18 protein-coding genes are annotated in these 19,528 nt (G+C 38.2%); 14 read left to right on the top strand and 4 right to left on the bottom strand.

Annotation, left to right across the window (positions count from 1 at the left end; translation table 11 throughout):
* Positions 1-5 precede the first annotated feature (5 nt).
* Positions 6-917, bottom strand: coding sequence for an RluA family pseudouridine synthase (locus ACO1DI_RS17090; protein WP_014461721.1), 912 nt, complete (start codon positions 915-917; stop codon positions 6-8).
* A 155-nt stretch (positions 918-1,072) separates the two neighbouring features.
* On the opposite strand from ACO1DI_RS17090, the gene ACO1DI_RS17085 reads away from it, so the two are divergent.
* The 10 genes from ACO1DI_RS17085 (at position 1,073) to ACO1DI_RS17040 (ending at position 13,539) form a co-directional block, all read left to right on the top strand.
* Positions 1,073-1,465, top strand: coding sequence for a YhcU family protein (locus tag ACO1DI_RS17085; protein WP_014461720.1), 393 nt, complete (start codon positions 1,073-1,075; stop codon positions 1,463-1,465).
* A gap of 133 nt (positions 1,466-1,598) precedes the next feature.
* Positions 1,599-2,591, top strand: coding sequence for a Gfo/Idh/MocA family protein (locus ACO1DI_RS17080; protein ID WP_014461719.1), 993 nt, complete (start codon positions 1,599-1,601; stop codon positions 2,589-2,591).
* Between the two features lie 278 nt (positions 2,592-2,869).
* A complete protein-coding gene (locus tag ACO1DI_RS17075; RefSeq protein WP_014461718.1) occupies positions 2,870-3,664 on the top strand; it encodes a SurA N-terminal domain-containing protein in 795 nt (264 codons plus the stop codon).
* A 188-nt stretch (positions 3,665-3,852) separates the two neighbouring features.
* Positions 3,853-4,623 carry a L,D-transpeptidase gene (locus ACO1DI_RS17070; protein WP_014461717.1) on the top strand — a complete coding sequence of 257 codons (771 nt, stop codon included), beginning with the start codon at positions 3,853-3,855 and terminating at the stop codon, positions 4,621-4,623.
* A 359-nt stretch (positions 4,624-4,982) separates the two neighbouring features.
* Positions 4,983-6,521, top strand: coding sequence for a carbon-nitrogen hydrolase family protein (locus tag ACO1DI_RS17065; RefSeq protein WP_014461716.1), 1,539 nt, complete (start codon positions 4,983-4,985; stop codon positions 6,519-6,521).
* Positions 6,522-6,634: 113 nt separating this feature from the next.
* Positions 6,635-7,189: a glycerol-3-phosphate responsive antiterminator gene (locus ACO1DI_RS17060; protein WP_028412593.1), complete on the top strand. Its 555-nt coding sequence runs from the start codon at positions 6,635-6,637 to the stop codon at positions 7,187-7,189.
* 178 nt (positions 7,190-7,367) lie between these two features.
* A complete protein-coding gene (locus ACO1DI_RS17055) occupies positions 7,368-8,195 on the top strand; it encodes an MIP/aquaporin family protein (protein ID WP_115653014.1) in 828 nt (275 codons plus the stop codon).
* Between the two features lie 67 nt (positions 8,196-8,262).
* Positions 8,263-9,753 (top strand): glycerol kinase GlpK, encoded by a 1,491-nt coding sequence (gene glpK / locus ACO1DI_RS17050; RefSeq protein ID WP_014461712.1) that lies wholly within the window; start codon positions 8,263-8,265, stop codon positions 9,751-9,753.
* 186 nt (positions 9,754-9,939) lie between these two features.
* The gene (locus tag ACO1DI_RS17045; RefSeq protein WP_115653016.1) at positions 9,940-11,619 is read left to right on the top strand and encodes a glycerol-3-phosphate dehydrogenase/oxidase; all 1,680 of its coding nucleotides are present in this window, start codon (positions 9,940-9,942) and stop codon (positions 11,617-11,619) included.
* A 165-nt stretch (positions 11,620-11,784) separates the two neighbouring features.
* Positions 11,785-13,539, top strand: coding sequence for a phospho-sugar mutase (locus ACO1DI_RS17040; RefSeq protein WP_014461710.1), 1,755 nt, complete (start codon positions 11,785-11,787; stop codon positions 13,537-13,539).
* A 34-nt stretch (positions 13,540-13,573) separates the two neighbouring features.
* Here the strand turns inward: ACO1DI_RS17040 and ACO1DI_RS17035 are convergent, their stop codons facing one another.
* Both ACO1DI_RS17035 and ACO1DI_RS17030 read right to left on the bottom strand, forming a co-directional pair.
* A complete protein-coding gene (locus ACO1DI_RS17035) occupies positions 13,574-14,182 on the bottom strand; it encodes a biotin transporter BioY (RefSeq protein WP_014461709.1) in 609 nt (202 codons plus the stop codon).
* A gap of 210 nt (positions 14,183-14,392) precedes the next feature.
* Positions 14,393-14,644, bottom strand: a complete 252-nt coding sequence (locus tag ACO1DI_RS17030) for a YhdB family protein (protein ID WP_013055267.1) — start codon at positions 14,642-14,644, stop codon at positions 14,393-14,395.
* A 321-nt stretch (positions 14,645-14,965) separates the two neighbouring features.
* Here ACO1DI_RS17030 and ACO1DI_RS17025 point away from each other — a divergent pair, with 321 nt between their 5' ends.
* From ACO1DI_RS17025 to ACO1DI_RS17015, 3 genes are all read left to right on the top strand, one after another.
* A complete protein-coding gene (locus ACO1DI_RS17025) occupies positions 14,966-16,375 on the top strand; it encodes a SpoVR family protein (RefSeq protein ID WP_014461707.1) in 1,410 nt (469 codons plus the stop codon).
* A gap of 123 nt (positions 16,376-16,498) precedes the next feature.
* On the top strand, positions 16,499-16,828 hold the full coding sequence (locus tag ACO1DI_RS17020; protein WP_423145487.1) for an antibiotic biosynthesis monooxygenase family protein: 330 nt from the start codon (positions 16,499-16,501) through the stop codon (positions 16,826-16,828).
* 66 nt (positions 16,829-16,894) lie between these two features.
* Entirely contained in the window at positions 16,895-17,326 is a 432-nt protein-coding gene (locus ACO1DI_RS17015; protein ID WP_423145486.1) for an Rrf2 family transcriptional regulator, read from the top strand.
* Positions 17,327-17,378: 52 nt separating this feature from the next.
* Here ACO1DI_RS17015 and ACO1DI_RS17010 read toward each other — a convergent pair whose 3' ends face one another.
* Complete coding sequence (locus ACO1DI_RS17010) at positions 17,379-18,374, bottom strand: NADPH:quinone oxidoreductase family protein (RefSeq protein ID WP_014461704.1); 996 nt, start codon at positions 18,372-18,374, stop codon at positions 17,379-17,381.
* 179 nt (positions 18,375-18,553) lie between these two features.
* On the opposite strand from ACO1DI_RS17010, the gene ACO1DI_RS17005 reads away from it, so the two are divergent.
* Positions 18,554-19,498 (top strand): nucleoside hydrolase, encoded by a 945-nt coding sequence (locus ACO1DI_RS17005; protein WP_014461703.1) that lies wholly within the window; start codon positions 18,554-18,556, stop codon positions 19,496-19,498.
* The last annotated feature ends 30 nt before the right edge of the window (positions 19,499-19,528 follow it).

Genomic DNA, 19,528 nt, shown 5'->3' with positions numbered 1-19,528 from the left:
TTTATTTAATAGGAAAACAAGTTGCTATACGGTAAAAAAACCTGCTGAGTTGGAGGTGCAACGGCTGACACGCGCTGATGTGTAAACGGGTGTATAAAAGAAAGCTTAATGGCATGTAAAGCTTGCTGCTGATCTTTTAATCTCTTTCCGCCATAAAGAGTATCACCAAGTAATGGATAGCCGATGTGACTCATATGAACACGAATTTGGTGAGTGCGTCCGGTCTCGAGCGAAAGTTCAATAAGCGTTTCATTTTTGGCCGTATTGCGCTTTAACACCCGATAAGATGTTTTGGCAGCTTGTCCCGTTCTAGATACTCTTCTTCTCGTAGCGTGATGGCGATCGCGTCCAATAGGTTCATTAACGATTCCTTGCTCTTTTTTCATGATTCCTTGGACAAGAGCAACATAAGTCCGATTAATTTTACGTTCAGCCAGCAGCTGGTCAAACACAGAGCTTGCTACAAAATGCTTCGTGAATAAGATAGCACCTGATGTATCGCTGTCCAAACGGTGAACGTGTCTAGGTTTTGTTTGGAGGCCTATTTTTTGAAAATAAGCAGCTACAGCATTTAAAAGAGTTTTTTGGTCCTGCTCTGATGAAGGATGAGTATCTATGTTTATTGGTTTGTTTACGATTAGCACGTGTTCATCTTCAAACAAAATCTCTATATTAACATTGTAAGGTGTTATTTCATTAGATTCTGCTTCAAAAAAAGGGAGTGATACTCTATCATTTTCCTTAAGAGTATTCCTCCATGGTAAAGGCTCACCGTTTATAAGCACATTTTTATTCATCCGAAACTGATGCAACGTTTTTTTGGGAATACGCCATTTCGTTTTTAAATAATCTTCAATTGTTTGCCCTGCATCATTTTTTGTGATTTTATCTTCTAGCCATTGGCCGTGTATACTCATATTTAATCCCTTCCTTACATACTAGTAAATATCCTTTAATCTTTAAAAAGAACTTGTAAATAATTAGGAGGAAATAACTACCTGAAGTTCTCGTTTTATGTTTATGTTATGCTAAATAAAGAGACATAAGTTAAGAGAAAAAAGGGGGGGTAACCATGAAAATTGCCCAAGCAGCTCCGCCAGAAATGGAGAATTACATAGAAGAGTTGACTGAACAGCTTCGCTATGACTTGTTACCTCGGTATGTATCTGTAGATAAGCTTAATCCTGATCAATTATTAAATCCAGATTATTGTACAGACCATTTATATAATGGCTTACTCGATGAAGCATTGCAAGTCATTAGTAGCCTTCAGACAATAATTGCCGTGATTGAAGCGATTCAACATCGGCCGATTGAAGAAAGCGACTGCGAGCAATTCGAAAAAAATATTGCAATTTTAAAAAAATACGGGTTCTTATTTCCTGTTTCCATTGAGTGTTTTGCAAAAGAAAACAATTTGATTACGTATTCGTATGAATCGTTTTACAATTCATACATAAATTAAAGAAAAAAAGCATGTATCACATGCTTTTTTTCTTTTGAATCATATATTTCAGACTTCTATTGGACATTCAAAAAGAGCTTGTGATATGGTCAAACTTGTATAAATCCATCAAAAAATAAATAGGAGCGAAAACATGACGAAAGCAAAATTATGTTTTATCGGTGCAGGCTTTCACGCATCAACGAACATTTACCCCTCTGTTATTGAAGCGGGAGCAGAAATTAAAGCAATTTCCACACGCAGTATCGAAAGATCAAAAACTGCTCTTCAACGATTTGGGAGCAGCGGTACGCCGTACGATGATTATAAGAAAATGCTAAAACAAGAAAAGTGCGATGGAGTAGTGGTTGTGGCACAGCCTAAAGATCATCCTGCTTTGGTGCTTGATTGCATTCGAGCAGGACAAAATGTTTATGTGGACAAGCCTTTGGGGATGAATGAAAGAGAAGCAAAAGAGATTTCAGATGCTGCTAAGCAAGCTGGCGTAAAAGTTATGGTAGGTTTTATGAAGCGCTATGCGCCTTGTTATATGAAGTTAAAAGAATTAATTGAAGAAGGTAGCCTAGGAAGTGTTCGTTCATTTCAAGCAAGATTTGCTGTAGACAGCACCCCTTTTTGTAAAAATGAAGAACAGTTTGTGAAGCTGGCTGCTATACATATTGTCGATCTTGTTCGTCACTTGTTCGGAGAAGTTGTTCACGTGACAGGTTTTAGAAATAATCATCGTGAGTATATTTCAAATAGTATTTCGCTAAAGTTTGAAAATGGTACGGTCGGGAGTCTTTATTTTACCGGCATGACAGCGTGGTCTCGAGAAAGTGAAAACTTATTAGTGACATTTGATGATGGTTTTGCTTTTGTTGACGAAATAAATTCATTAACTATTCACGAATCCCAGACTTTTGATGAATTACCGTGGAAATCATTAAAAGAAAACGATCGTGTGTTTACACCTTCTGCTTCTCCAATGTCGGGAGCTTATCGAGATCTTTATCTTCGTGGGTTTGTTGGAGAGATGGCTCATTTTATTGAGTGTTGTGTAAGTGAAAAAGAACCTCTTTCCAGTGGGAGCGACAATGTAAAAACGATGAGATTATGTGATCAAATACTGTCATCTTTAATGTAACGAGAGCTATAAAGTTACTGAAAACTCGACTTAAAGAAAATGTACCACGAATAACTAACTGCAAATTATGTAAATCATACTAAATAATGTTATGATTAGACAGGTCGTATAAACGAAAGCATTTACCTTTCATAAGATTACAGAACGTTTCAATCTTATTACATATGTTTAAAATGAGCCTAAATGGTTTCTTTTTACGCCTATATCATATACAATGCCCCCTAGATGATTTTTTCGAATAGCTAATAATCGTTTGGGATTATGAAAGGAGATTAATCATGAAAAAACTGATGTATACATTGCTCATTGGGTTAATTGCTGCAGCTTTAACAGCTTGTGGTTCAAACGATGATGCAAAGCAATCAAAGAGCGATGATCAAAAAACTGCACAAACTGAGCAGCAAAAAGAGGCGCAGGAAAAGCAGGAAAAGCAAGCAAAAGAAATGCAGAAGAAATTAGATAAACAAAAAGTAGATGAAAAGAAAACCGTAGCAGTTGTAAACGGTAAAAAAGTTTCGGGTGAAGAATATAATGCAGCCCTGGCTACATCACAAAATCAGTACCAACAAATGGGACAAGACCCAACTTCTAAAGAAGCAGCTAAACAAGTAAAGCAGCAAACAATTGACAATTTAGTAGGTCAAACGCTGCTATTGCAAGAAGCTGAAAACAAAGGCTATAAAGCAACTGATGAAGAAGTAGATAAAAAGTTCAAAGAAACGAAAAAGCAGTTCAAGACAGATAAACAGTTTAAAGCGGCATTAAAAGATGCAGGAATAACTCAATCACAATTAAAGTCTGAGCTGGCTGACAGCATTAAATATCAGCAGTACGTAGATAAAGACATCCAAACACCAGAAGTAACAGATAAAGAAATTCAAGATTATTACGATCAATTTGCAAAACAAAGCCAAAGTCAAGCAAGCGGCGGTAAAGAACAATCTCAAATGCCAAAGCTTGAAGACGTAAAGCCTCAAATTAAGCAGCAGCTTGAACAACAAAAGAAACAAGAAGCATTAGAGAAAAAAGTTGAAGAACTCAAGAAAAATGCAAAAGTTGAAGTGAAGCTTTAAATACAAATGAAACGGCCCTTTAAAGGGCCGTTTTTTTGTTATGTACATTATTGCTTTTTGTCAGTAAAAAGGGGTGCGTGAAAGATTTTATTGTATTTTGACTTATAAGGTAAAAAGTGTTCTGATGGTTTGCCTTTCATCCTATACTTTTCTTATATAGATATAAGAGAAATTGGGGGAGTCGATAAATGAAAAAGGTGGCTGTTTTTTTTGTTGGGCTTGTTTTTTTACTCGCGGGGATGGGTCTGACAGGCAACGCTTCTGCGGCGTCCAATCAACTTGTTATCATTAACAAATCTACTAACACACTTGCTTTTTATGATGGAGGCAAATTGGTAAAGACGTTCAAAGTTGCGACAGGGAGGCAGATGAGTTATACACCAGAAGGTACCTTTAGCATTGTGAATAAAATTAAAAACCGGCCTTATTATAAAGACAACATTCGGGGAGGAGATCCTAGAAATCCGCTAGGTGATCGCTGGCTAGGATTAAATGCGCGCGGAACGTATGGCACGACGTACGCTATTCATGGAAATAATAATCCAAGTTCTATCGGGACTTACGCAAGTTCAGGGTGCATTCGTATGTATGATGAAGAGGTACGCTGGCTGTTTGACCGCGTTCAAACCGGTACAAAAGTGGTTATTGGTCAATTTCATTCTCAAAGTTTTGATTCAATCGCTGTTAAAAACAAATACAAAGTAAGCAGTGCTTCAGTCGCCCAGAATCTTTGTAAAACAAAAAAGCTCTCAAAAGGCCAAATTGGTTTTGTAACGATTCAATCACCGATGGTTTTGTTAAAAGAAGAAAAAGGAAAATGGGTAAAGATTCGCACGTTAAATCGCGGTGAACGCTATAATGTATATAAAATAAATGGCATTAAAGTCTCTTTAGGACCAGGATTTATTGAAAATTATCCTAATAAAAAGACATCCATAAAATTAGATATTTGCAAATAGAAAATGAGGCTGAGGCAAAAGTATTTTAGCCTAAGTGAAAAACGAACCATTGATCAAAATGTTTGATTCTTGGTTCGTTTTTTTATTATGGTGAACGTAGGTTTCATCTGTTTCGTTCCTTCTAGCAGTTGATGGGAGGGCAAGGCGAAGACTCCCGCGGAAAGCGGAGTCTTGCACGGAAATCAACAGCGGTGTCACAAGCTATCCATACGAGGTAATGTATCCATTTGTTCGTCTTTAGATTGGATTCATTTCGTTATATCTTAACCTCATTTTTTGAATTTTTAATAATGTTTATTATAATAAAAAACAGGGAAACTAATTGCCTAATGAAGAGAGAGAAAGGGTTGTTTTAGCGTATGTCTACAATAGATTTATCAAAATTCGAGAAAAAAATGATTATTCGTAACATCAAACCGGACGATATAGATGAAATTTTAGCACTTCAAAAGCTATCATTCCCGGGAATGGAGCCGTGGAAAAAAGAACAGCTTGAAAGTCATCTGGCCATTTTTCCAGAAGGACAAATATGTGCAGAGTACGACGGGGAAATTATCGGATCTTGTTCAAGCTTGATTGTGAACTTTGATGAGTACGATGATCAGCATACGTGGGACGATATTACGGACGAAGGATACATTACAAATCATAACCCGGAAGGCTACAATCTGTATGGGATTGAAGTAATGGTTCATCCAAAGTATCGCGGCATGAAAATAGGACGCCGCTTATATGAAGCGCGTAAAGATTTAGCACGTGAATTGAACCTGAAAAGTATCATCATCGGAGGAAGAATTCCTAATTACCATAAGCATTCAGCTGAAATGTCGCCTAGAGAGTATGTAGAGCAAGTTATTCATCATAAAATTTATGATCCAGTGCTATCTTTTCAGCTAATGAACGGATTTACGCTTATGCGTATAAACCCTGGTTATCTTCCCGATGATCTAGCTTCTAATAAGTATGCAACGCTGATGGAATGGAACAACGTAGATTACGTTCGCCGTTCAAAACGCCATTTTAAAACGTCATTCCCAGTGCGTATTTGTGTTGTTCAGTATATGATGAAACAGATCAATTCATTTGAAGAGTTTGCAACACAGGTAGAATATTATACAGATGTTGCTTATGACGCAAAAGCCGACTTCTGCGTATTCCCGGAAATTTTCACAACTCAGCTAATGTCTTTCTTGAATGAAAAGATTCCAAGCAAAGCGGTTCAGCGCGTAGCAGAATATACAGAAGAGTACATTGAGCTATTCACCAACTTAGCGGTTAAATATAACGTAAATATTATTGGAGGATCCCACTTCGTCGAAGAAGATAATGGAGATATCTTTAATATTGCGTATTTATTCCGCCGAGATGGAACAATTGAAAAGCAGTATAAAGTGCATATTACACCTAATGAAAGAAAATGGTGGGGAATTAGTCCAGGAGATAAAGTTGAAGTGTTTGATACAGATTGTGGTAAAATTGCCATCCAAATTTGCTATGACATTGAATTTCCGGAGCTTGCTCGTATTGCTACCGATAAAGGTGCAAATATTATTTTTACGCCATTCTGTACGGAAGACCGTCAAGGCTATCTGCGCGTAAGATACTGTTCTCAGGCGCGCGCGATCGAAAACCAAATTTATACGGTTATCGCAGGTACAGTTGGAAACCTGCCTGAAACAGAAAACATGGATATTCAGTATGCGCAGTCTGCTATTTTTGCACCGTCTGATTTTGAATTTGCACGAGACGGTATTGTAGGAGAATGTAATCCTAATATTGAAATGGTGGTTATTGGAGATGTAGATTTAGAAATTCTTCGCCGCCAGCGTCAATCAGGAACGGTTCGTCAATTAAAAGACCGACGCCACGACGTTTACAATATTAAATATAAAAAATAACGCAGTTTCTAAAGACATCATGCAAATGCATGGTGTTTTTTATTTCAACTTTTGCCATAATAAAAACTATTACAATGAATTTTGTGGACTAACCATGGAAAAGAGGGGAAAACATGAGTTTTCATGGACAATCGGTATTACCCGCTGTTCGAGATATGAAGCAATTGGAAAAGTTTTTAGCAAGTAATTATGAGTACGGAGTTCTTTTAGACAATCAAGTGGGCATGCTAAAAGGAATCATGAAAGAAGTCCATAAGCATGAAAAAAAGCTAATTATTCATTTAGACTTAATTCATGGCTTAAAGCACGATGAATATGCGGTTGATTTTTTGTGTCAGGAGTTTAAGCCTGCGGGAATTATTTCGACAAGAACAAACGTTATTTTAAAAGCTAAACAAAGAGGGATTTATGCCATTCAACGGGTCTTTTTATTAGACAGCACGGCTTTGAAGAAAAGCTACGAGTTAATGAAGAAAGTAAAACCGGATTATATTGAGCTTCTTCCTGGAATTGTGCCCACTTTAATCCAAGAAGTTAAAGCTGAAACGGGCATTCCTGTGTTAGCTGGAGGTTTAATACGAACGGCAGAAGAAGTTCATAATGCTTTAGAAGCCGGGGCTTCTGCTGTTACAACATCAAATAGAGAACTGTGGAGTATTTCAACTTAAAAAAACTGTTTGACAACGCTTTCATCATCTAGTAAACTTCTAGATAAGTTAATAGATGTGAGGGAGAATAGGAGATCCACGGTATAGCCTTTTAATGATTTTATTAGGGGGATGTATGGTGGATTTTCTTATTTTCTTGTTATTTTAATCGTTTTCATACAAAGGGGAGGTTATTTATATGCAAGCATTCTTAGGAGAAATAATTGGAACAATGATTTTAATTATCCTTGGCGCTGGTGTATGTGCGGGCGTCAATTTAAAAAAATCGTTTGCTGCTAATTCAGGATGGATCGTTATCACAATGGGATGGGGAATGGCGGTAGCGATGGCAGCATATGCGGTTGGTAATATGAGTGGGGCACACTTAAACCCAGCGTTAACCGTAGCTCTTGCTATTACAGGTGATTTTCCGTGGTCACAAGTACCGATGTACATCTTAGCTCAGTTTATTGGAGCGATTCTTGGTGCAACAGTTGTTTATTTACACTATCTTCCACACTGGAAAGAAACAAAAGATGCCGGTACAAAATTAGGCGTATTCGCAACGGGACCAGCAATTGCTAACCCATTTGCAAACGTTTTAAGTGAGGCAATTGGGACGTTTGTATTAGTTGTAGGAATCTTAGCAATTGGAGCAAATAAATTTACAGATGGATTAAATCCTTTAGTAGTAGGGTTTTTAATCGTAAGTATCGGTTTATCATTAGGAGGAACAACAGGCTATGCCATAAACCCTGCTCGTGATTTAGGACCACGTATCGCTCATGCTATCTTGCCGATACCTGGCAAAGGCAGCTCGAACTGGAAATACGCTTGGGTGCCAGTAGTGGGTCCTTTATTAGGCGGATCAATTGGCGCAGTATTTTATCAAGCGGCATTCTTAAATAAAACGTCTAGCAGCTTATGGATTGTCTTAAGCATTGCGGTGATTGTTTTAGCTGTTATTTACGCTGTTTCTAAACAAAAAGCAGCACAAATTCAATCAGCAGTAGTACCAAAAAAATGAATGCGCTTTACCATCTAACTATGTACAATAAAGAAACGACACTATACAGAGAATAGGGGATATTGATATGGAAAAATTTATTTTATCTTTAGACCAAGGAACAACAAGCTCACGAGCAATGTTATTTAATAAAAAAGGTGAAGTTGTACATGTAGCTCAAAAAGAGTTTACGCAGTACTTCCCAAAACCAGGTTGGGTAGAGCATAATGCTAGTGAAATTTGGGGTTCTATCCTTGCCGTTATTGCATCTTGTCTATCTGAGTCAGGTGTTCATGCTGATCAAATTGAAGGAATTGGAATTACCAATCAGCGTGAAACAGCAGTAGTATGGGAAAAAGCAACAGGAAAGCCGATATACAATGCAATCGTATGGCAGTCTCGACAAACGTCTGGTATTTGTGAAGAGTTAAAAGCAAAAGGATTAAACGATACGTTCCGCGACAAAACGGGATTATTAATTGATGCATACTTCTCTGGAACAAAAGTAAAGTGGATTTTAGATAACGTAGAAGGTGCACGAGAAAAAGCAGAAAACGGTGAATTGTTATTCGGAACAATTGATACATGGTTAATTTGGAAGTTATCAGGCGGAAAGGCGCATGTAACGGATTACTCAAACGCATCCCGCACGCTTATGTTCAATATCTACGATTTAAAATGGGATGATGAACTGCTAGATATCTTAGGGGTACCGAAATCAATGCTTCCAGAAGTAAAGCCTTCTTCTGAAGTATACGCTCATACAGTAGATTATCATTTCTTTGGTAAAAACATTCCAATTGCTGGAGCAGCAGGGGATCAGCAAGCCGCTTTATTTGGACAAGCTTGCTATGAAAAAGGAATGGCAAAAAACACCTATGGAACAGGCTGCTTTATGCTCATGAATACGGGTGAAAAAGCAGTTAAGTCCGATCACGGCTTATTAACTACATTAGCATGGGGGATTAACGGAAAAGTAGAATATGCGCTTGAAGGCAGTATTTTTGTAGCAGGATCTGCTATTCAGTGGCTTCGCGACGGTTTAAGAATGTTTAAAAATGCGGCTGAAACTGAAAACTATGCAACACGAGTAGAGTCTACAGACGGCGTGTATATTGTGCCAGCTTTCGTAGGACTTGGAACTCCATATTGGGATAGCGATGTACGTGGAGCGATGTTTGGATTGACTCGCGGTACAAAAAAAGAACACTTTATTCGTGCAACGCTTGAATCACTAGCTTATCAAACAAGAGACGTATTAAGCGCGATGGAAGCAGACTCTGGAATTACATTAAAAACATTGCGTGTAGACGGAGGAGCAGTTAAGAATAATTTCTTAATGCAGTTCCAAAGTGATGTGTTAAATGTTCCTGTTGAGCGTCCTCAAGTGAATGAAACAACCGCTCTTGGGGCAGCATATTTAGCGGGTCTAGCGGTCGGCTACTGGAAAGATTGTGATGAAATTGCGCAGCAGTGGAATATGGAAAAATCTTTCGAACCAAATATGGAAGAAGAACAACGTGAAGAATTATATAGCGGCTGGAAAAAAGCCGTACATGCAACAATGGCTTTTAAGTAATTATTTGATGAAAACCCTTTAATTAAAAGCGCATGTATGATATAATGTATTCAAGTTAATAAATTGGTTGGAGAATCGGAGAGACCACAGATCCATATGTAGGCATACTATATATGTGATTTGTGGTCTCTCTTTTTGTATATTGGAAAATTTTGATATCTTTGAAAAATGAAAGGGGAATGACGTATGTTTTCAAGTCAAACACGTTCGAATAAATTGGTAGACATGACACAAAATCAATATGATTTATTAGTAATTGGTGGGGGAATTACTGGATCAGGTATTGCACTTGATGCGACTCATCGAGGCATGAAAACGGCATTAGTTGAAATGCAGGATTTCGCAGCAGGAACATCTAGTCGTTCAACGAAGCTTGTTCACGGCGGTCTACGCTATTTAAAACAGTTTGAAGTTAAAATGGTAGCCGAAGTTGGTAAAGAACGTGCCATTGTATATGAAAATGGCCCTCATGTAACGACTCCGGAGTGGATGCTGTTACCTTTCCATACGGGTGGAACATTTGGGAAATTCTCAACTTCAATTGGACTGCGCGTATATGATTTCTTAGCAGGGGTAAAACGTGCAGAGCGCCGCAAAATGTTTAGCGCAGAAGAAACGCTTAGACGCGAGCCACTGGTGAAATCTAAAGAGTTAAAAGGCGGCGGTTACTACGTTGAATATAAAACAGATGATGCACGTTTAACGATTGAAGTAGCTAAAGAAGCTGCCGCAAGAGGAGCAGATTTAGTCAATTACACAAAAGTGGAAAACTTCATCTACGATAAAGGAAAAGTAGTAGGGGCTGTTGTTCGCGATCAGCTTACGAATAAAGAATATAATATCTATGCAAAAAAAATCGTCAACGCTGCAGGTCCATGGGTGGACACGCTGCGTGAAAAAGATAATTCAAAAAAAGGCAAGCAGCTTCAATTAACAAAAGGAATTCACTTAGTTATTGATCAAGAGCGCTTTCCGTTAAAACAAGCCATTTACTTTGATACACCTGACGGACGTATGGTATTTGCGATTCCGCGTGATGGAAAAACATACGTAGGCACAACAGACACGGTCTATAAAGAAGACGCTAGACATCCGCGTATGACTGTAAAAGACCGTCAATATGTTATTGATGCAATTAACTATATGTTCCCAACGGTTGATATTACAGTAGACGACGTAGAATCAAGCTGGGCGGGTGTTCGTCCACTTATTCACGAACAAGGAAAAGATCCTTCTGAAATTTCGCGTAAAGATGAAATCTGGACATCAGAATCAGGTTTAATTACAATCGCTGGAGGGAAATTAACTGGGTACCGTAAAATGGCTGAAATTGTCGTAAATCGCGTAGCTGAAGATTTTAAAGCAGAAGGACGCGAATTTGAAAGCTGTCAAACTAAACATTTACCGATTTCTGGAGGTAATGTAGGAGGTTCAGGCGGGTTCCCAACGTTTGTAGAGCAAAAAGTCAAAGAAGGCATCAAACTAGGGTTATCACGTGACGCTGCTGAAAAGCTTGTAAAACGCTATGGCTCAAACGTAGACAAAGTATACCGCTACATGATTGAACGTCCGGATCAGCTAAAAAACAGCGACCTTCCAGCTAGTGTATTTTTGCAAATTCAATATGGTATCGAAGAAGAAATGGTTTCGAAACCAGTGGACTTCTTCATTCGACGTACGGGCGCTTTATTCTTTGATATCAACTGGGTAAGAAGCTGGAAAAAACAAGTGATTGCTCATATGGCCGAAGAGTTAAAGTGGACGCCTGAGCAAACAAAAACTTATACGGATGAATTAGAACAGCACCTTCATGACGCAGTTGTACCAGTAGATGAAAAAGTTAACCGTATGACAGGTATTTCATGATAAAATAAAAAAGTACCTCAAAATTTGTCAATACAGCCATAATATAATAGCAGGAAGTCAAATTTTGACGAAGAAATATAATATGACTGTTAAAAAAAGAGAAAGACGATTACTCGTTTTTCTCTTTTCATACATATTTACATTTATATAAGGGGGCTTTTTTTTATGAGTTGGAAAGAAACGTATACATCTTGGATTAATCACCCAAATTTAGATCCTGAATTACGTCAAAATTTGGATGCAATCAAAGGTGATGAAAAACAATTAGAAGATAGTTTTTACAAAACATTGGAATTTGGAACAGGCGGAATGCGTGGAGAAATTGGAGCGGGTACAAACCGTATGAATACATATACAATCCGAAAAGCTTCTGAAGGCTTTGCTGAGTACATTAAACAAGCTGGCGAAGAAGCTATCAAGCAAGGCGTAGTCATTGCATATGATTCTCGCCACAAATCGCCTGAATTTGCGATGGAAGCAGCAAAAACATTAGCAAGTCACGGAATTAAAACGTATGTATTTGAAGAGCTAAGACCAACACCTGAACTTTCATTTGCAGTGCGTGAGTTAAACGCATTTGGAGGTATTGTTATTACAGCGAGCCACAATCCTCCTGAATATAATGGATACAAAGTATATGGTCCAGACGGTGGTCAGTTGCCGCCAAAAGAAGCTGATGAACTAGTTGGCTTTGTAAATGCTGTGGAAAATGAACTTACATTAGCTGTTCAATCTGAAGCGGAGCTAAAAGAAAAAGGTCTTATTGAAATGATTGGTTCAGCGATTGACGAAGCATACAATGAGAAGCTAAAAACGATTTTAATTAATCCAGAGCTAGCTTCTGAAATAGGTAAAGACTTAAAGGTAGTTTTTACACCTCTACATGGTACAGCTAATAAGCCAGTTCGCAACGCGCTTCAATCCATCGGTTACGGAAATGTTACGGTTATTGAAGAACAAGAACTTCCTGATCCGAATTTCTCGACGGTTAAATCTCCGAATCCTGAAGAGCCGGCTGCATTTGAATATGCTGTTCGTAAAGGAAAAGAAATTGATGCCGATATCTTAATCGCAACGGATCCAGATGCAGACCGTTTAGGAATTGCTGTCAAAGATCCAAGCGGCGAATATGCGTTATTAACAGGAAACCAAACCGGTGCTTTATTGCTTCACTATTTGCTTTCTCAAAAGAAAGAAAAAGGTGTGCTGCCTGCTAATGGCGTTGTGTTAAAAACGATTGTAACGTCAGAAATCGGCGCACAAATTGCTCGTTCATTTGGATTGCAAGTTGTTGACACTCTAACAGGTTTTAAATTTATCGGTGAAAAAATTAAGCAATATGAGCAAACGGGCGAGTATACATTCCAATTCGGCTATGAAGAAAGCTACGGCTATTTAATTGGTGACTTTGCTCGTGACAAAGACGCTGTACAAGCAGCCATTCTAGCGGTAGAAGCTTGTGCTTATTATAAAAAGCAGGGCATGACGCTATATGAAGCGCTTCAGCAAGTGTTTACTAAATATGGTTTCTATCGTGAAGGTCTGAAATCTTTAACGCTTAAAGGAAAAGAAGGATCTGAGCAAATTCAGCATATTTTGGCTACATTTAGAAATGAGCCTCCTACTGACATTGCAGGGTTAAATGTTTCGGTTGTAGAGGATTATACATTAAGTGAGCGCCAGCATATTAAAGCAGGAAAAGTAGAAGAGATTACATTACCAAAATCAAATGTATTAAAATATATCTTAGAGGACGGTTCTTGGTTCTGCCTTCGTCCGTCTGGTACAGAGCCAAAGGTGAAGTTCTATTTTGGCGTCGTGTCAGAAGATGAAGCAACGAGCATTGCCCATTTAGAAGCTGTACAAACAGCTGTAATGGGTGAAGTGGAGCGTGTACTAGATAAAGTGAAAACGGTATAAAAATAAAGCCTGCTCAAACTTGAGCAGGCTTCTTTTAGGATACTTTATTTGATTGCGTATTTGACAAATATGAAGAAGATCGTAGGGCCTTATAAATTCTCGGAGCAAGCATAGCCCCAAGAACAGTGAAAATAAGATCCTTTACGGCAAACCACGACATAATCTTCCAAGCAGCTGCATATGTCATTGCAGGAGCTTCAAGCCAGTAGTTAACCGCTATATACATATACGTAGTACCAATTAAATAAATAACGGCAATACCAACTAGCGATGAAATTAAAAAGATAGAAAAAGTCGGCTTGCCGCGCATTTCCATAATTTTTCCTGTGATAAATGCAGCGACAATATAAGAAAGCAAAAAGCCGCCGGTGCTTCCAAATAAAATACCAATTCCTGCTTTAAATTGAGCAAATACCGGAGCGCCGGCAATGCCAATTAATACATATACAATCATCGAAATAGAACCCATTCGGCTCCCAAGTAAAAGTCCTGCTAATATAACAAAAAAAGGCTGAAGCGAAAGAGGCACGCCGCCTACTTGTAAAAAAGGTGCCCAAGAAGTAATGTTTGCACCAATAGCCATAAGAGCTGCAAACATACCAGCTAATGTTAAATCTAATGTGCGAAACCTTTTAGTATTCATATATGTTCCTCCCAGTATGTACTGAAATATCTTAGCGTATGTACTGAAGATTGTACGTCGAATTCACTTTTATGTCAACGATAAAAATAAATATGTTTACATATATTATTTGATGTTTTTTGAAATAAAATATGCATATTTTTAGTGCAACATAAAAAAATAAAGAAGGGAATTCATCCCTTCTTTGTCCAAGTGTGTGTATCAAAAATACTAGTACAATGATTCTTCCAGAAGCTCCGGGTTGTGCTCCGAATATTCCGTTGCATGATCAATGTAGCGTAGTAAAGAATAGAGCTCTTCTTGAATGATGCGGTAGTTTCGTTCAAAATTGTAGGCGTGCAAAAAATGTTCAATCTTTTTTGAAAGAAAATCGTCGTCTGTTCGAACCATTAAAATTAATAAGTTATCCCATTGTGAACGGTGTGTGTAATATAAAGCTCGATCATAATCAATTACATCCATTAATAACGTTCCTCCTTTTGAGGAGTTGAAATTAGTGTATGATATTTGCGGGAATTCTTACGCTGTAAATGTTGGGCAAAAGACCAGTGCATAATTAAAAGAGGTTGTAGTCATTATGTAAGAAGAATAAACGTACAGCACCAGCTAAATGATAAGAAAGGCAAAGAATGATGCAGCGTAACACTTAAATTACATCCATTATTTAAGACAACTAAATAAAAATCCCCTTTTCTTGAAAAAATAAAGCTTCTTTTTGATGAAAACACATGAATTGACATGTTTGTACATAGATTGAAGTAAGGAGTGAAAGGGGGAGCTGTCGTGAAAGAAGCAGATTATAAGCAATTATACCGTGCGATTGATGAAATTACGGAAATAGCTAGCGGTTTCGGCCTGGATTTTTATCCGATGCGCTATGAAATTTGCCCGGCAGATATTATTTATACGTTTGGTGCATATGGGATGCCAACTCGTTTTTCACATTGGAGCTTTGGAAAACAATTTTACAAAATGAAATTACACTACGATCTTGGATTGAGTAAAATTTATGAATTAGTTATCAATTCAGATCCTTGTTATGCATTTTTATTGGATTCCAATGCGCTTATTCAAAATAAATTAATTGTAGCTCACGTGTTAGCTCACTGTGACTTCTTTAAAAATAACAGCCGTTTTGCCAACACGAAACGGGATATGGTAGAAAGTATGGCAGCGACCGCTGATCGAATTAAAGAATACGAAGTAAAGCACGGTAAGCGTGAAGTAGAAAAGTTTTTGGATGCTGTCTTATCGATTCAGGAACATATTGATCCGTCTCTTATGCGTGCCAAGCTTTCTTGGAGCATAGATGATGTAGAATCATCGGAAGAAGAAATCATTTCTCCTTATGATGATTTATGGAATTTGGACTATAAAGAAAAGAAAAAACCAAAACCTCCAAAGTCTTTTAAAAAATTTCCGCCTCAGCCTGAAAAAGACATCTTATTATTTATTGAAGAATACAGTCCTTATTTAGAGGATTGGCAGCGGGATATTTTAACGATGATGCGAGAAGAAATGCTTTATTTCTGGCCGCAGCTTGAAACAAAAATTATGAATGAAGGCTGGGCTTCTTTTTGGCATCAGCGCATTATTCGAGAAATGGACTTAACGAGTGATGAAGCGATAGAATTCGCCAAGCTAAATGCAGGGGTTGTGCAGCCATCTAAGACGGGAATCAATCCATATTATTTAGGATTAAAAATATTTGAAGATATTGAAGAACGTTACAACAATCCAACAGAAGATATGATTCGCCGAGGCGTAGAGCCGGGGTCAGGAAGAGAGAAGATGTTTGAGGTACGTGAAGTTGAATCAGATATTTCCTTCATCCGCAATTACTTAACAAAAGATTTAGTTATGCGCGAGGACATGTATTTATTCCAAAAGCAAGGAAAAGATTATAAAATCGTCGACAAAGAATGGACGGAAGTCAGAGACCAGCTTGTTAACATGCGCGTAAACGGAGGCTTTCCTTATATCACAGTAACGAATGGAGACTATTTAAAAAATGGAGAGCTTTATTTAAAGCACTGGTATGAAGGAATTGAATTAGATGTCAAATACTTAGAAAAAGTGGTACCGTATGTTCATCAGCTTTGGGGCCGACCGGTTCATTTAGAAACGATGATGGAAGGCAAGCCAATCGCCTTTACGTATGATGGAAAAACAGTGCATAGAAAACATTTGTAAAACAGAAGACCGCTTAAACAGCGGTCTTTTTGTGCTTCTGTAACTTATCCATATAAATTGAAAAAATAAAATTACTATGCAATAATCAAATGAGAATTACTTTCATTTAGAAAGGAAGATAAGATGTTTGTTGCAAACGCAAGTTTTGAAACGGAAAAGAAATTTGAAGAACAGCTCAAGCAAAAAGCTAAGAAAAACAAAGCGGAAATTGAAGCAGCTAAAGGAAATTTATCGTTCGAATGCTGGAAAAAAGATTCTGCTGAAAAAGTTGAATATGTCTTTGTATCCAAGTGGGAAGAAAAACAGTTCTTTCAAGCTTGGATTTCAAGAGAAGAACATGTGAATGAACATAAAGAAGCGAATAAAAAGAAAACGAAAGCATGTTCTGAAGCAATGGAAATCAAGAAAACGCTGCGTTTTTATGAGGCGGTAGAAGAGGACATTCTTTTCTAAAAAAGCATGCTTGACTTTCATAAATGTTGTAACTATAATGATTACAACAAAATAGGAGTGAGAGCAATGAAAATTAGCAGTCGATTCACCGTGGCCGTTCACATACTATCTTTAATTAAAGTAGATAGCAGTCATCCTAGTACTTCAGAGTGGATTGCTAGCAGTGTAAATACAAATCCTGTTGTTATAAGACGAGTAATTGGGATGTTAAAGAAAGCTGGACTCGTGAGTGTAAAAGCCGGAGCTGGCGGAGCTTATCTATTGAAAGATTTAGAAGAGATAACGTTGTTAGACGTTTATCGAGCGGTGGCAGCAGTGGAAGAAGGAGAATTGTTTCAAATGCATGAAAATCCGAATGTGGAGTGTCCTGTAGGAGCCAATATTCAAAGTGTTCTTGAATTGATTTTAAAACGTTCTCAAGATGCCATGGAACAAGTCTTAGCCGATGTGACCATGAAAGAATTAGTGACGGATTTAATAGCAAAAATAGATGCATAATAACATGCTTCTGTTTGTAAAAAACGGAGAAACCTAGGTTTCTCCGTTTTTTTTATAGCTTCACAATTGTTCGTCCTCGAGCTTGTCCTTCTAATAAAGTCGGAAGTACCTCAGGGAGCTGTTGTAGTGAAATTTCCTGCTGAATGAAAGGTTCGAAGCTTTCAGGCTTAAAGTCATTAGCGAGTCTATTCCAAATCTCTTTTCGAGTATTCATTGGACAGTAAACAGAATCGATACCGAGTAAATTAATCCCTCTTAAAATGAAGGGAAAGACGGTTGTTGGCACTTTGCCTCCAGCTGTTAGCCCGCTGACCGCTACAGAGCCTCCGTACTGAATTTGACTGAGGACAGAAGCTAGAGGCTCTCCACCCACAGGATCCACCGCAGCGGCCCATTTTTGCTTGCCTAATGCTTTTAATTTGCCGTTATAAACGTCTTCACGCGCTACAATAGAGGAAGCGCCAAGCTCTTTCAAATAAGCTGCTTCCGAGCTTTTTCCCGTACTTGCTTCCACTTTGTAGCCTAATTTTGAAAGAATGGCAACCGCAAAGCTTCCTACACCTCCCGTAGCGCCTGTTACAAGCACAGAGCCGTTAGATGGACTAGTATGGTTTTCCTCTAAGCGATGCACAGATAAAGCAGCTGTAAAGCCCGCTGTTCCGATAATCATTGCTTCTTTTAACGTTAAATTTTCAGGAAGAGGGACAATCCATTCGCTGGGTACGCGCGCATACTCACTGTAGCCTCCAAAGTGTGATACGCCAATGTCATAGCTTGTTGCGATGACACGATCACCTTCTTTAAAATCAGGGCTGTCAGAAGATACAACGATTCCTGCTAGGTCAATACCTGGAACAAATGGATAGCTTGTCACAATATTGCCGTTTGCGATGCTGGCTAAGCTATCTTTATAATTCACCCCTGAATAATGAACGCGAATAAGTACATCGCCTTCTGGCAAATCGTTTAGCGTCAGTTCTTGGACAGACGCCTCCACTTGGTCTTCACTTTTTTTATCTACTATTAATGCTGAAAATGATTGCTCCATTTTATTTCTCCTTTCTATACTGAGATGTATACATCTATACATAGATTACCTTATTTCTATACCCATTATAGAAAATAGTAAAAGAAGTTCCTAATACTTTGATTACGAAAGAGATCATTTCATTATAAAATAGCGGTATAGCTATTAGTTAGCAATACATAGAAAAGAGGAGAAGAGACATGAGCACAAACGTATATTTTAACCATGATGCAGGCATTGATGATTTAGTATCGCTTTTTTTACTGCTGCAAATGGATGATGTAAAGGTAACGGGGGTATCTGTTATTCCTGCTGACGGATATCTAGAGCCAGGTATCAGCGCAAGCCAAAAAATTATTGATCGTTTTGGAAGTTATGATATCGAGGTAGCCAAATCTACGTCACGCGGTATGAATCCATTTCCAAAAGAATGGCGCATGCATACGTTTTATGTAGATGCGCTCCCGATTTTAAATGAAAAAGGGAAAGTGCAAACAAAAATAAGTCAGCTTCCTGCTCATGATCATTTAATTGAAACATTGCAGCACACCGACGGAAAAACGACTTTATTATTTACAGGACCGCTAACTGATTTGGCAAGAGCACTTGAAAAAGCGCCGGAAATAGAAGAGAAAATTGACAAGTTAGTGTGGATGGGCGGTACATTTCAAGAAGTAGGAAATGTGCAGGAGCCTGAACATGATGGAACGGCGGAATGGAATGCTTTTTGGGATCCAGAAGCAGTAGCAAAAGTATGGGAAAGCAGCATTAAAATTGAGATGGTTGCTTTAGAAAGCACGAATCAAGTTCCATTAACGCCGGCTATTCGCCAAATGTGGGCTTCACTTCGCAGGTATGAAGGAGTAGACTTTGTAGGGCAGTGCTACGCGGCTTGCCCACCGCTTGTGCATGTTGAAACCAATTCGACTTATTATTTGTGGGATGTACTCACAACAGCATTTACAGGGAATTCAACACTTGTGAAGGTAAAAACCGTTTCGAGTATTGTGTATACAGAAACACCAAGACAAGGAAGAACAGAAATTTCTGAAGAGGGACGACCTGTAGACGTCGTGTATGACGTCACAGCTGAAGCATTCTTTGCGTACATTACAGATTTAATGAAAAAAGCAGTAGCCAAATAAAGAAAAAGGTTGCACGTGAAAATGTGCAAC

Source organism: Priestia sp. 40 (genome assembly GCF_049368575.1).
In the GTDB taxonomy this organism is placed as follows: Bacteria; Bacillota; Bacilli; order Bacillales; family Bacillaceae_H; genus Priestia; species Priestia zanthoxyli.
This window is presented reverse-complemented; position numbering and strand designations above follow the sequence as displayed.

Coding starts and splice junctions, on each gene's coding strand:
- ACO1DI_RS17005 (WP_014461703.1), top strand. CDS start 18,554: ATGAGCACAAACGTATATTTTAACCATGATGCAGGCATTGATGATTTA.
- ACO1DI_RS17020 (WP_423145487.1), top strand. CDS start 16,499: ATGTTTGTTGCAAACGCAAGTTTTGAAACGGAAAAGAAATTTGAAGAA.
- glpK (WP_014461712.1), top strand. CDS start 8,263: ATGGAAAAATTTATTTTATCTTTAGACCAAGGAACAACAAGCTCACGA.
- ACO1DI_RS17030 (WP_013055267.1), bottom strand. CDS start 14,644: ATGGATGTAATTGATTATGATCGAGCTTTATATTACACACACCGTTCA.
- ACO1DI_RS17065 (WP_014461716.1), top strand. CDS start 4,983: ATGTCTACAATAGATTTATCAAAATTCGAGAAAAAAATGATTATTCGT.
- ACO1DI_RS17045 (WP_115653016.1), top strand. CDS start 9,940: ATGTTTTCAAGTCAAACACGTTCGAATAAATTGGTAGACATGACACAA.
- ACO1DI_RS17015 (WP_423145486.1), top strand. CDS start 16,895: ATGAAAATTAGCAGTCGATTCACCGTGGCCGTTCACATACTATCTTTA.
- ACO1DI_RS17055 (WP_115653014.1), top strand. CDS start 7,368: ATGCAAGCATTCTTAGGAGAAATAATTGGAACAATGATTTTAATTATC.
- ACO1DI_RS17035 (WP_014461709.1), bottom strand. CDS start 14,182: ATGAATACTAAAAGGTTTCGCACATTAGATTTAACATTAGCTGGTATG.
- ACO1DI_RS17040 (WP_014461710.1), top strand. CDS start 11,785: ATGAGTTGGAAAGAAACGTATACATCTTGGATTAATCACCCAAATTTA.
- ACO1DI_RS17070 (WP_014461717.1), top strand. CDS start 3,853: ATGAAAAAGGTGGCTGTTTTTTTTGTTGGGCTTGTTTTTTTACTCGCG.
- ACO1DI_RS17075 (WP_014461718.1), top strand. CDS start 2,870: ATGAAAAAACTGATGTATACATTGCTCATTGGGTTAATTGCTGCAGCT.
- ACO1DI_RS17080 (WP_014461719.1), top strand. CDS start 1,599: ATGACGAAAGCAAAATTATGTTTTATCGGTGCAGGCTTTCACGCATCA.
- ACO1DI_RS17090 (WP_014461721.1), bottom strand. CDS start 917: ATGAGTATACACGGCCAATGGCTAGAAGATAAAATCACAAAAAATGAT.
- ACO1DI_RS17010 (WP_014461704.1), bottom strand. CDS start 18,374: ATGGAGCAATCATTTTCAGCATTAATAGTAGATAAAAAAAGTGAAGAC.
- ACO1DI_RS17085 (WP_014461720.1), top strand. CDS start 1,073: ATGAAAATTGCCCAAGCAGCTCCGCCAGAAATGGAGAATTACATAGAA.
- ACO1DI_RS17060 (WP_028412593.1), top strand. CDS start 6,635: ATGAGTTTTCATGGACAATCGGTATTACCCGCTGTTCGAGATATGAAG.